Annotated in this window: 12 protein-coding genes; 8 read left to right on the top strand and 4 right to left on the bottom strand. The window is 38.0% G+C overall.

Going from position 1 to position 13,005, the window contains the following annotated elements; all coding sequences use genetic code 11:
- Positions 1-345 precede the first annotated feature (345 nt).
- Both MJO53_RS08145 and MJO53_RS08140 read left to right on the top strand, forming a co-directional pair.
- Positions 346-507, top strand: a complete 162-nt coding sequence (locus MJO53_RS08145) for a hypothetical protein (RefSeq protein ID WP_252081162.1) — start codon at positions 346-348, stop codon at positions 505-507.
- Between the two features lie 3 nt (positions 508-510).
- Complete coding sequence (locus MJO53_RS08140; RefSeq protein ID WP_286037780.1) at positions 511-1,362, top strand: IS110 family transposase; 852 nt, start codon at positions 511-513, stop codon at positions 1,360-1,362.
- Positions 1,363-1,460: 98 nt separating this feature from the next.
- Here MJO53_RS08140 and MJO53_RS08135 read toward each other — a convergent pair whose 3' ends face one another.
- Positions 1,461-2,810 (bottom strand): hypothetical protein, encoded by a 1,350-nt coding sequence (locus tag MJO53_RS08135; protein WP_252081160.1) that lies wholly within the window; start codon positions 2,808-2,810, stop codon positions 1,461-1,463.
- 333 nt (positions 2,811-3,143) lie between these two features.
- On the opposite strand from MJO53_RS08135, the gene MJO53_RS08130 reads away from it, so the two are divergent.
- Positions 3,144-4,178: a hypothetical protein gene (locus MJO53_RS08130; protein WP_252081159.1), complete on the top strand. Its 1,035-nt coding sequence runs from the start codon at positions 3,144-3,146 to the stop codon at positions 4,176-4,178.
- A gap of 234 nt (positions 4,179-4,412) precedes the next feature.
- On the opposite strand, the gene MJO53_RS08125 is transcribed toward MJO53_RS08130, so the two are convergent.
- The 3 genes from MJO53_RS08125 to MJO53_RS08115 form a co-directional block, all read right to left on the bottom strand.
- On the bottom strand, positions 4,413-4,889 hold the full coding sequence (locus tag MJO53_RS08125; protein WP_252081158.1) for a nucleotidyl transferase AbiEii/AbiGii toxin family protein: 477 nt from the start codon (positions 4,887-4,889) through the stop codon (positions 4,413-4,415).
- Positions 4,886-5,068, bottom strand: coding sequence for a hypothetical protein (locus tag MJO53_RS08120; protein ID WP_252081157.1), 183 nt, complete (start codon positions 5,066-5,068; stop codon positions 4,886-4,888). Before MJO53_RS08120 ends, MJO53_RS08125 begins: the two co-directional genes overlap by 4 nt.
- A 90-nt stretch (positions 5,069-5,158) precedes the next feature.
- Positions 5,159-5,560, bottom strand: coding sequence for a helix-turn-helix domain-containing protein (locus MJO53_RS08115; RefSeq protein ID WP_252081156.1), 402 nt, complete (start codon positions 5,558-5,560; stop codon positions 5,159-5,161).
- 144 nt (positions 5,561-5,704) lie between these two features.
- Here MJO53_RS08115 and MJO53_RS08110 point away from each other — a divergent pair, with 144 nt between their 5' ends.
- The 5 genes from MJO53_RS08110 (at position 5,705) to MJO53_RS08090 (ending at position 13,003) form a co-directional block, all read left to right on the top strand.
- Positions 5,705-6,916 carry a HEPN domain-containing protein gene (locus tag MJO53_RS08110; protein ID WP_252081155.1) on the top strand — a complete coding sequence of 404 codons (1,212 nt, stop codon included), beginning with the start codon at positions 5,705-5,707 and terminating at the stop codon, positions 6,914-6,916.
- 10 nt (positions 6,917-6,926) lie between these two features.
- The gene (locus tag MJO53_RS08105) at positions 6,927-7,283 is read left to right on the top strand and encodes a hypothetical protein (protein ID WP_252081154.1); all 357 of its coding nucleotides are present in this window, start codon (positions 6,927-6,929) and stop codon (positions 7,281-7,283) included.
- On the top strand, positions 7,280-7,627 hold the full coding sequence (locus tag MJO53_RS08100) for a hypothetical protein (protein WP_252081153.1): 348 nt from the start codon (positions 7,280-7,282) through the stop codon (positions 7,625-7,627). The genes MJO53_RS08105 and MJO53_RS08100 overlap by 4 nt, the downstream gene beginning before the upstream one ends.
- Before the next feature lie 1,785 nt (positions 7,628-9,412).
- Entirely contained in the window at positions 9,413-10,399 is a 987-nt protein-coding gene (locus MJO53_RS16985; protein WP_420485541.1) for a S41 family peptidase, read from the top strand.
- Between the two features lie 549 nt (positions 10,400-10,948).
- The gene (locus MJO53_RS08090) at positions 10,949-13,003 is read left to right on the top strand and encodes an ATP-binding protein (protein WP_252081151.1); all 2,055 of its coding nucleotides are present in this window, start codon (positions 10,949-10,951) and stop codon (positions 13,001-13,003) included.
- Positions 13,004-13,005: the final 2 nt, after the last annotated feature.

Here is a 13,005-nt window from a genome sequence, read left to right as displayed (position 1 = left end):
AAATCCCAATACTTGGGATTGAATTTCAAGATGTGTCATTGTCATGACAAATCTTGCTTTTGCTCCCGAAGGTCCTTTAGATTAAAGGCCCCTTTGGTCGCAAAAGTTTAAAACCATGTTGATAATGTTTTAAGAGGGGATTCTTAAGGGGAGACTTATAACTTACAAAATAGTTAATAACCTAAAACCGGGGGAGGCAAGGTGAACTATCCGAAGGTCTGATCAGGCATCATTTTGCGAAGTAGTCCTTACCTCCCTTTAGGTTGCAAGGGCCAATTAGAATCCTAAGAAAGACTTATTAAAGGTATCAGCTGGCAACCATTCCGGTTAAAAAAACAAAATGTAATGGACAAATTTAACAAGAAAGAACACTTCATCGGGGTCGATATCAGCAGCGCCTCATTGGACCTGGCACTGACCAGAAAGAACGGTTTTGTAGGCCATAAGGTCGACAATTCCATAAAAGGCTTCACCCTTATAATACGCTGGATAAAGGAACAAGGGTAGAAGTTGGACGATTGTGCATTCTGTATGGAGCACACCGGAACCTACGGATTGCTGTTCTATGGATGGTTGGCACAGCAAGGTATTCTGTTCTGTGTGGAATCGGGACTGCACATCAAGCGAAGCCTTGGGATGACCAGAGGAAAGAACGATGCCGTGGATGCGGAAAGGATAGCGGATTACGCCCTCACCCATAAGGCAAAGCTAAAGCCCTATGAGATGCCATCTCCCTTATTGGTAAAGATAAAACAACTGCTCACCTATCGGGAACAGATGGTCAGGATAAGGACATCATTGAAGAATAGCCTAAAAAGTCACAAAAGGTATCTGCCCGTCAGCGGAATGGACAGCATCATTGACCAGATCAAGGAACAGATTCTGCAACAAGATAAATTGATTGCCGGCATAAAAAAGCAGATAACCGACCTTATTGAGGATGATGGGGAACTGAACAGGAACTACAGGCTAATTTCATCGGTAAAAGGGATTGGGGTCATAATTGGAGCCTTCATGCTCGTCTCCACCAATAACTTTACCAGCTTTGACAATGGTAGGAAATATGCCTGTTATGCGGGTATAGCACCCTTCGAGTTCAGTTCCGGGACATCCATAAGAGGAAAGACTAGAACGAGCAAGTTCGGTAACAGGACCATCAAAACGCTGCTCAACAATGGAGCGAATTCAGCAATTAGATATGACGAACAAATGAGAAAATACTATGAGAGAAAGAAGAATCAGGGCAAGGAACATAAAGTAATTGTCAATGCTATTTGCTGCAAGCTGGTGAATAGAATGTTCGCCGTGGTAAAAAGACAAACGCCCTATGTGGAAATCTATGGACAGAATTTTGTCCGATGATTTGGTTTTCTCTTAGAATTCGCAAAAGAAAACTGAAATAAAGGCGAACGAAACGAAGTGAAGAGCTACAACCACAAACTAATCTACTGAGCGAGGCATTACTCAATTTCTATTCCTTCCATATTCTCCAATAGAGATATCATTCCCCAATTTTGATGGTATTCCTCATCACCAGTCAATACTAAGAACAGTTCATTTCTTCCATGTTTAAGATTGAGGTCAACTGTTTCATTATCAACAAAAACTCTACCCTCCTCTTTAGTGACATCCATTTCCTTTTTAAAAATGATACTATCATTGAGGATTACAATCATATGCTTGGCAAAGCCAAAATGCATTTTCAGGGTTTGATTTGATTGTGAAACAATATTTGTTTTTAGAACAACGCTCTGGCTCATAACATCCATAAAACGACTCAAATTGACCAATCCATCTTCATCTGCAACTATTTCTTCCCATAAGATTTTACTTTTTTGCATTGAATCCAATTGTGAAAGAATTACAGAATCCCGTTTTATAAATTTGGGTGATAATTTCCATTTTTTAAGATAGTTTCCCGATTCAGTTCGGAATTCTTCATCACTAATTTTTGACACGCTATCCTTAAGTTCTTTAATGGTAACATTGGCAAAAAAAGCATCAAAAAACTGGTTTCTAAGACTAATATTTCCTGACCGTGTGCCGAGTTTTAATTTCACCATCATTTTGGGCTCGTTCATATCCCCCACATAAACAGCGGCATGCTCACCTATTACCCTAATCTTTACATGTGACCATACATATGGATTCCATAATTCCCATCCAGAGGTAGCTTTTCTAAGGAATCCACCTTTGAGTTGTTCGATGTCACCAATTCCCCAAGTATCCTCATTTATAAATTGTAGTTGAGCTTTACTTGAAAAATTTATTCCAAGGTTTCCTAGTTTAATCTTCAAACTGCCATTTATAATACCTTTTTTCAAATATTTATCGAAAGATAAAGGTACAGTACCCTCTTTTCTTTCATCAAAAGTTGCAACTGCCTCATATTTGGGATAATTGTACAATTGCCATGGAAGACTCCCGTTATATATAGGGAGGTATTGAAGTGCATCTTTTTTATTGTTGGACATTATCCTTAAATAAACCAACTCATAGTTGTTCGCATCTTGACCCCGAAAACCCACTCCAGGCATAACAAAACCAATAACATCAAATTCCATTTCAAAGTTTTCGAATTCCTTATTGTTTAGATAGGCCGTATGTCCCAATGGTAAGTGAAGTGCTTTCTTCCCATCATAGGTAGTTGTGTCAATTGACTGCTCTGCCCCTCCCTTATCCATGACTTTCCAAACTTCTTGATTAAAAGGCAAGTCTAGATTTGATTTATCGTTTATATTTTTTTGAGCGCATGAAAATTGAAGTGTCAGGATTGCTAATTGTAATAGGGTGAGAATTTTTGCTTTCATGATAAAATCTGTTCTTTTGTTATATTGATTGATGTTGCTAAAAGTATGTTGGTAAATAATTCTTTAATTGTTTTTACGCATTCATATCTATTCATGTTTGTTCACGAGAAATAAATTGTGGAAAATTTCAAAAAACATATCTCTCTTTGCTTTGAACGTATAGAAAGAAAACTGTCCATTGGCTCTATTGAGAATTGGGACACCAATGATTTTCAAATTTTAAGTGATTCCATACATAAAGAAACAGGTACTTTATTGAGCATCTCCACATTGAAGCGTTTGAGCGGTAGGGTTAATTATCGTTCCAAACCCAACAGGTCATCTCTGGACACTTTGGCAAAATATATAGGCTATGACAATTGGCGCATGTTTTTGCTTGAGATGGAACCTGTCAATTTTATAGAAACTCAGAGAAAGGAAAAATCATGGAAGCGGTTTATTTATGTGGTTCCTTTTTTGCTGGTCATCCTAGCAATTTCAATCTTTCATTTTTTTGAAAACCGCACTACTATATATGACCCAAGCGATTTTACATTTTCGGTAAAATCGGTCACCACTGGATTACCAAATTCCGTAATCTTTAAATATGACGCTTCGATGATAAGCGAAAAAGACAAGGTTGAAATCCAACAGGATTGGGATGACCGTAAACGGGTGGTTGTTGATAAAAATGACAGCATTTCAACCAGTATATATTATCATCCCGGGTTCTTCAAGTCAAAATTGGTGGTCAATGATTCAATCATCAAGGAAAAGACTGTTTTCATTCCTTCAAATGACTGGATGGCTACTATTGAAACTGATTCATTGCCCATATATTTGAACAATGAGGATTTCCGAATAGATGGAGAGCTTTCTGTAAGAACCGAATCACTAAAAAAATATGGAAAAGACCCGTTTGAGTCAAAGACTCTTATAGGGTTTTATCAAATAAGGGACTTTGGTGGAGTATACACGGATGATTTTGAATTGACCGCTTTATTGAAAAACAATTTTAAATCCGGTAACACTCCATGCCAAGGTGCCCAAGTGACGATTGTGAGTGAAGAAGGGCCAATTGTGGTTCCTATTTGCAATAAGGGATGTATTTCAGATATTTCTTTGTTTGCTTTTGGAGAAAGAGTAGACGGAAAGAAAAATGACCTAGAAAATTTTGGTGTTGACTACACTGATTACGTTCAGTTAAAATGTGTATCAAAAGACCAAGAATTGGTTATTTTTGTTAATGAAGAACCAGCTTATTCCTTTAAAGTTCCCAATCCCAAAAGTAAAATAATAGGAGTTTGTATTTTCTTCGAGGGGACAGGGTCAATTAAGGACATAAAGCTTACAGGAAATGCAAGAGAGGTATATTCTTTTGGTCTTTAGGGTTGCGCATTGCACATATTGCTACTATCCAGATGGCGACTATTTAAAAAGCTATCTTTTTTGGAAACTGAAAATAAAAGCGAACGAAACGGAGTGAAGTGCTGCAAGCCCCAAATCTTACACAAACTAATACTACTGAGCGAGGCAAAAACCTATTAACTTTTGAAGAGTTCCTATAAAACCTTTTTGAGAGGGACCCTACAGTTGGTCTATTGGAAGATAAGACTGTTCTAACTAGTCTTTATTGTTGATCCTCTTCAATTGTTGGACATCTGCCAAATCCTTGGGCCTTCCCGCCTTGATCTTACTTGTGATCAAGTCATCAAGATTCAACACTTTCCATTTTAGTTGGGGTTGGTCTTCCAAGGAAGCTTCTTCCGCCTCCTCATAAGCTTGGTCGAAACTTTTGTTCACTGAAAAATTGGTAATCAACTCAAGATTGAGATCGGCAGGGGAGAATTTAATGGAAATGTTTTGGTGTCCATCCTTCACTTCTTTTGGGAAATCCTCGATCTCATACCCCATTTCATTGAATACTTTCACCAACCTTTTGAAATTGTCCTCATTTGGGTCTATCCAAAAATCAACATCCGCAGAGTGTCTTTGATGCCCGTGAAAATTGACGGCACCCCCACCTACCATGAGCATCCTAACCCCATGCTTGTTGGTCATTTCCAAAAAAAGGTCGATATCCTCTTTCCATTGTCTCATTTCCCGGTTGTAATCTGTATGATGAATTTATTCTCATCATGCTTGGTCTTTGTGGGAAATCGGTTGATGCGCTGCATCAGATCCAAGAAACGGTAAATACGCTCAATAGGGGAAAGTGCCAAGAAATCCCTTTCCTGTTCCATATTGGCCTCATCTTTGGTGCGAAATTGAACTTGCATTTGCCTATATATTACCGTTCTATGATATAAAGATATTACAAATTGACAAGAGTCAATAAAGGGTGGGAATAATCGCAGCTTAAAAACAATTTATTTGATCAGCTTTTCCAAATAGGCAATCTTGTCTTTTTCAGCTTGAAGAAGACGCTCATAAAGTTTCTTGTTTTCTTCGTGAGCTTCCATTAGTTTATCCAAAGGATTGAACGTACAACCATAATTAACAGCAGAAGAATTATCTACATGGTAAGTATTACCAATAATATTCAAAATGGCTTCCTCCGAAAAATTTTCAATACCTTCTTTGGTGACCCCCAAAGCCTTGGCAATCTCTTCAAGTTTCACATCATCCACCTTCTCGCTGTTCTCAATGTTGGAAACGGCCTGTTGGCTTATGCCCAGTTCTTCGGCAAGGGTCTCCTGTTTCATTCCACGGAGTTCCCTGATCCTACTGATCTTTCTGCCTATATGGTTGTTCTTGGTCTTTGTCTGCATATCTCAAATATAGGGTGTTTCGTACAATAATCCGATTGTAAAATACAAAACTGATTCAATAAAATACAAGTGCCCATGGTGGGGTACTTCGGAATGTGGCCTTAATATGGTCGATGATTCTTGAACCCTTTAAAACACATTTCTATGAAATATGACACAAACATACCGGAAAACTTTGAAAGAGCCGAAGAGCTGTCCGAATTGCTCGACAGCATCCTGAACATCATTACCATTGACAGTGCCTTTTTATCAAAAAAACAGAAGGAGGGCAATACCGAATACCATTTTCTTACCCTATTTGTGGATGTCAACAATGACCCTCTCCCTAATGAGATCCGTTCCTTGGTAACCAAAAAGGGAAAGAAGCACCCTGATTTCAGGATAAGGGTCTATACGGAGAGCCAATCCGAGATAGGCCTTGAAAGGGGTTCGCTCTATTTCTTGGAACACTGCTGTCTGGGGGAAACTGTTTTTGCTCGCTTACAAGGAGGAAACATTATGGATTACCCCTCAATGGCATATGAGACCCTTGTCAAGAGGGCCATTCGATATCATAAATCGGAATTGGCAAAAGTAAATGCCTTTGCCAATACTGCCGACATCCTGATAAAGGAAGGGGATTATGCCATTGCCACCTTTAACATGCACCAGGCCTTTGAGCTTTCGTTCCGGTTCATTGAACAGATGTGCATAGGAAGGAGCATGGTAACACACAGTATCATCAGCCATATCAATTACTGCAAACATTTCTTTCCCACCCTACAGCCCTTTTTGGAATCTTCTGAGCCGAACAGCAATGAACTCCTGCTCCTTTTGGAACATGCCTATAGCGTTGCACGCTATGGCAATGAGTTTGAGATTTCAAAAGTACAGACCAAGACCGTCCAATCCAAGATGAAAGAATTCATCAAAGCGGTCGAGTCCATATTCCATAGGCATCTTGAACACTGCAAAGACCATATCGAAGGAATCGGAAAGGATTTTAAGGAAGCATTCCCAAAAGTGACCAAAGACGCGGGGAACAATGATGAGATATCATTAATTGACCAATTGAAAGGACTTGAAAAAATGTATTTCCATGCCTTGAAGCCCTATCTCCCCGAAAAGGGATTGTACAGCACGGAACTCATTACCGAGGGATACTGTGAAACCTCCTATATGATCTCAGACCTGATAAAGGTCTGTATCACAGCTTTGGAAAACGAGAATTTCTCGACACGTTCCGTTCCCCAACCCCCCAGTAATATTAGTGGGGTTCTCGGATATATACTGGATCTGATCCCCCATGATGAAATGGAATTCTTGGACAAGGTCAGAAAACTGCTTTCGGAACAAAAGACAACCACAACCCAATAAATCGATTCACATGAAATCAAAAAAGAAACGGTTAAAGACCTTGGAAGAGATCCAACAGCTCAGAAGCAATCTTTCGGGACTCTTGGGAAACAATAGGTCCATAGACCCCAAGGGAAATTATGTGACTTTCGAGGTCAGGGACAACAACCATCTTTTGACACAGATCATCAGTCTTTTGGAGGTCTGTGTGTTTGCCCTTGATGGGGAGGGAATGATGTTGTTTCCTGCCAACCAAAATGCATCAAAAGAGGACAGTGTGATCCAAGTATTGGAACTGGTATTGAGCATCCTTCCGGATAGCCAATTGTACTTCATGGACAAATTGGACGAAAAGTTGTCAGAACTTGAAAACAAAAAAAATCCATGAACCCAAACGAAGAAAAACTAATAAAGGATTTGAGACTTCACTCAAATGACCATTCCCCTACCTTGGTTCCCCATCCATGGTTCAAGGACAAGTTCCAACCCACGTTCTTTTACCTTGACGGTCATGCCAATCTATTGTTGACCGTTCGAGCATTGCTATACCTTTCCATGAGGGCAATAAATCCTGATCTTGGTTCGGACGATCTAATGGACAGGAACGAAGAGGAATTCATCCATCAAGCGATGACCATCGCCAACCGATTGATGCCGGTCGGTGAAGAGGCTTTGATGGACCATTTGAACCTATTTTATCGGGAGGAAAAGAAGGCTAAAGTAGAGGAATGATTAAGGAATAGAAAAGCATTTTTTCCTAAAATAAGCAGGGGTTTTTATGATTTTTACGCTAAAAATTCATTGATTTTACTGGGCTGAGAGCATTTTTACGCTAAAAATAGTATCAATCCAGAAATTTTAAATAGTCAACAGAATACGGCTAAAACAACTCTTGATCAAAACATCAAACAACCATTTTTTAGTCAAAAATCCATTGATTTTACTGGGCTGAAGGCCTTTTTTAGTCAAAAATGCTATAAATGCCAATAACCAATATTTTGAAAAAACACCCTGAAAATGGGCTTTTCCGAAGGAAAATGAAACAATAGCGTCGCGCCAGCGTGCTATCCTCTTGCTTTACCTTTTCTTTTGCGAAGCAAAACAAAAAAGAAAGCTTTAAGATTCCTGTTCTGATTCATTGTAGGAAAATATCCTTAAATTGTAAGCTCTCCCGAAAAGCTTGTTTTTTAAATAGCACTATGATGATATCAAATTAAGTACATGGGAAAACTGGCAAAAATTTCAGGCTCAACTTTTATTGCATCTATTTCTATATATGTCATTCTTTTATCAAGCTGTAATAATGGAGCATTTGATAAGGAGCTTGACCGAAAAGTTGAAAATCTAAAAGCCTTTTCAAAGGTTTATGGATATGTAAAGTATTTTCATCCAAGTGATCCGGCTTCTGAAATTGATTGGGCTTCATTTGCCATCTATGGAGCCGACCGTGTAGAGAGTTGCAAAAATAAGGATGAGTTGATTGATACATTGACAGCACTCTTTAAGCCAATTGCCCCCTCAGTAATCTTTTCAAAAAACCAACCAGGCCAATATAATCTTAATTCTATAACTCCTGAAGATATAAGAGGTATGCAACCAACTTACTGGCAGCACAGAGGTGTTGGATATGGCATGGATCCCCAGCTTAGAACACCATACCAAAGCTCAAGGGTAAATGGGCTTATAAAAAAAGACTATTCCCATGTGGTCGGTAAACTCTCCATAGAAATCGATGCTTCCAAATACGTCGGGAAAAAGATAAAGTATGTTGCATGGGCAAAAAAAGGGGATGTTCCTTTGGAGAAAGCATATCTAAGGTTGGCATTGGAGAAATCAGATGGTACTTCTGATTTGAAAATGGAAAACATCACTGACGATAAATGGAAGCAATACGAGATAATCACCCAGATTGATTCCATCACTACTTTGATTCATCTCGGTTCTGCCATTAAAGGCAAGGGTTCGATACTATATGATTTGCCCATGTTGTATTATGAGGAAAATGACAATTGGGTCCAAGTTCCGTTATCAAACAATGATTTTGAAACAGATGTTTCGTTTAATGAAAATCAACCTAATAAATGGTATTTTGAGGGAGTTGGGTATTTATGCTCTTTAACAGATTTGGAACATTATAGCGGATCCAAATCTATAATTTTAGAATATTCGGGAATTGTTGAAAAGGAAAAAGGTCAGCCCTTGTTCCCTTCACAACCAAAGTTTGGGGAAACATTGGCCAAAGAAGTCGGTAATGGCATCTATTTTCAAATGCCATTGGTTTTATATTCAAACGATAAAGGAACGTATCCCGAACCAAACCCAGAAGGATTGGAGAGATTAAAGCTTGCACTTGAAGAAACACCTAGAAATCCAACACATTTAAATGTTAGACTGGGCAATGTTATCAATACAAATAATGTCTTTCAGCACTTCTACCCTTACTTTGATGTAGTGGAATTGAATTGGCAAGATGAGCTGAAAAAAGCCTTGGCGAACAGTTACAAAGACTCAACGGGAATGGACCACTTGATTACACTACAAAAATTCACAGCTCCATTGAAAGACGGCCATATTGTGGTCTCATACCAAGGGGATTCTGGATGGTTGACTCCCCCGATTACTTGGGCTTGGATTGAAGAAGAGCTTGTGATTACCAACGTTTTGGACAGCAAAATTCCTTTAAGCGTTGGTGATGTGGTAATAGAAATAAATGGTGAAAGCGTAGCTGCATATTTTGAAGAGGTCAATTCAAGAATCTCAGCTGGAACAAAAGGATGGCTGAACTATCGGGCAGAACAGCAAAGCTTAATGGGAGAGAAAGGTTCAGAACTGAATATTAAGGTTGGTGATGAGGATATAAAGCTTATCAGGAATCATTACCCATTTAGCTCTGCAACCCGCATGTCAGATTATGAAAAAATCAATGACAGTGTTTTTTATCTGAATTTAAACAGTATAGCAATGGAGGATATTGATATGCTTCTTCCAGAACTGGCCAAATCAAAATCAATTATCTGTGATTTGAGGGTATATCCAAGAGGCAACCATGGATTTATTTCCTATTTGTTGAAAGAGAAAGACACATCGGATTCATGGATGCAAACCCCACAAAATATCTATCCTGATAGGAAAGAAACAACCTATCAAAATGCGAATTGGTTGTTGCCAAACAAAAAACCTTATTTGGGAGACAAGCAAATAATTTTCATAACCAAAGGCTCTGCCATTAGTTATGCCGAGAGTTATATGGGATTCATAAAGGGATATAAATTGGCTACTATAATAGGCCAACCCACTGCCGGAACCAATGGTAATATCAATCGCTTTGAACTGCCAGGGGGATATAATATTAGGTGGACAGGCATGAAAGTTATCAAACATGATGGTTCAACATTGCATGGGATTGGCTTTCTTCCTGATATATATGTTCATCGTACAATTGAAGGTGTGAAAGAGGGAAGAGATGAATATTTGGAGGCCGCGATCGAACTCACTAGGAAGTAATATTGTTATTCGGACTTTGTAACCCCACTACCTAATTTTATTTAAAAAAGCATTAATGCCCCATTCGCATATTCAAGCGCAAGTTCTATTTGTAAATCCGGTTCATTTCATGGATTTGCCGCAAATTCTGGCTTGTTTATAGGGGTTTCAAGGCCTTTTGCCGCAGATGTTGTTTTCTATCAAGACTATTTATAGACTAGTTCATTTTTTATTTCACTGGCTATAAGTACTTTAACTTTTATTCAAAACCAGCAACGCCGGCCTGCCGTGTTGCCCTCTTGCTTTACATTTTCATTTTGCGAAGCAAAACAAAAACGAAAGCAATCCAACTTTTGAATTGAATGAAATTATTTCAACTCTTTACGGGATTCCACATTTTCTTATTTATCGAAAATTCTTACATTTAACTCAATCCCCCCATATTTACAGTGAGTCTAGTAAAAACTATGCTGTTTTTTAAATATAAAAACTTGGATACCCCCTGCCAATTAGTTGTATTTATTAACAAGTCAAAGGCGTATTAAGACTACAGAATAGCAGTAAAATATTATGACGAAAATTTATAGGCTTTTATTACTTGGGCTTTCATTCCTTCTATTAGTTGGACTTGGTTTTTACATTCGACAAGACTTCTCATTTTTACTCAATGACTTTTGGTTTACTTCGGGACTTTTACTTCTGATTTTACTATCACTCATTGACCAGCCACATTTTTCAAAAGACACTAATGTTTTTGTAAATGCCGTGACGGCTGCCGTTTCTTTACTTTTAGTTCAAGCCGACAACAGAGACTTTCTATTTTGGACGTTTTTAGTTTTCATTATTTACCTAACCGTTAGCAGTTACATTTTAATGTGGCTTCGGACAAATCCGCTTAATGAAGAAAATAAAGCTGTTCAACTTTTTTCACGCTTAAACAGACAAATTGGACGACCAGAAGCAATCTTTTCGGCTTTTTTTCTTTGGGGAGGTATCAGACAATTTGGACTTGCTTCAAATGAATTCAATTTGCTTTTGTGGTTTTGGATAATATTTATGATTTTAAATATTCCAGCACTAGCAAGAACAATCGAAGGACTGTTTATTACAATCAAAGAAAAGAACGACAAGGAAGCAATTGGACAAATTTTTGGCGTTCAATCAAAAAACACATTTCTCGTAAAGCTGTCAGAAAACAGAAGTCAAACCACACGGATATTTGAGTTCGTTGAATTCAAATATTCAATTGACAATCAAGTTAAAAAGGGATTGATCCTTGATGTCTATCTACTCAATCAAGAGCAATGGGTAAAAGTTCTTACAACCCAAGAAATCGAAAAAATATTTTCCGAAATGATTGTTTTTTCAACCCATACTCCCGATTTGGTTTATAAGATAACAGATGTTCCAATGACTGACTATTTAGAACGTTTCATCGGCTTGGTAACAGAGAACTCTACCATCGAGAAAATAAAATTTGTTTACAACTCAAAAGCAGCTATTTCAGAGGGACAATTATTAGAATTAAACATCCGAAACGAAAGAATTTTATATCAAGTTATTGAAGGGACTACCAAAATTGAATTACTTGAAAATAAAAACCAAACAGGTTTAATCATTGCTGAAGCAATTCAGTTGGGAACTTGGAATACTACAACTTTAAGGTTTGAACAATATGGTTGGGTTCCAAGCATTAACACTCCTATTTATCTTGCGACTAACATAAAAGATGTTCCGTTAGAACAAACCGAGTATGTCATAGGAAGTATACCTGGAACAAATTATCCTGTTATCATCAACAAGGAAGTTGCAATTACGCACCACACCGCAATATTAGGTGTAACAGGTTCAGGGAAATCTGTATTTGTTCGCAACCTGATAAAGCAAATAGTTAATGCCGCCACAAAAGTTATTATCATAGACCTGACAGGTGAATATCGAGCCAAAATTGCAGACATTCAACCTATCATTAGCGAAGCAAGTGGCGACAATGCTTTTAAGGCAATTGAAGCTATCGCCACAGAAGAAAGGAAGTTTGCCAATCAAAGGGATTATGCTGCGATAAAAGCAGCAGAAAAAGTCATTAAGACTGAATTTCACACATCAATTAAAAACTTCTTGGAAGGAGAAACAACAGAAGCCATTTTTGAACTCCCTGATATTTCTAATAACTCCCAAATAATTGAATACACAAAGTGGTTCTTTTGGGTTTTATTCAAGACAGCAAAAGTTGAAAAGAGTTTTGGCAAACGTGTTTGTGTAGTTCTTGAAGAAGCACATACAATTGTACCTGAATTAAATTCAATGGGCGTTTCCGACTTTGCTTCTAAGGCGACAGTTAATAGTATTGCTCAAATTGCCCTACAAGGACGCAAATACAATATTGGCTTTTTTGTTATAGCACAACGGACAGCGAATGTTTCCAAAACAGTTTTGACACAATGTAATTCGATTATAGTCTTTCAAGAGTTTGACAAGACAAGCAGCGAATTCCTTTCAAATTATCTTGGAGCAGAATATATTAAAGCATTACCAACATTACGATTTAGGCAAGCAATTGCAGTAGGTAAAGCATTTAAATCGAACGTACCAATGATTTTTGAAGTGCCTAAACTAACGACATAAAA

The organism is Flagellimonas marinaquae (assembly GCF_023716465.1).
GTDB lineage: Bacteria > Bacteroidota > Bacteroidia > Flavobacteriales > Flavobacteriaceae > Flagellimonas > Flagellimonas alginolytica.
The sequence above is the reverse complement of the archived record's forward strand: the minus strand, read 5'-3'. Positions and strand labels throughout refer to the sequence as shown.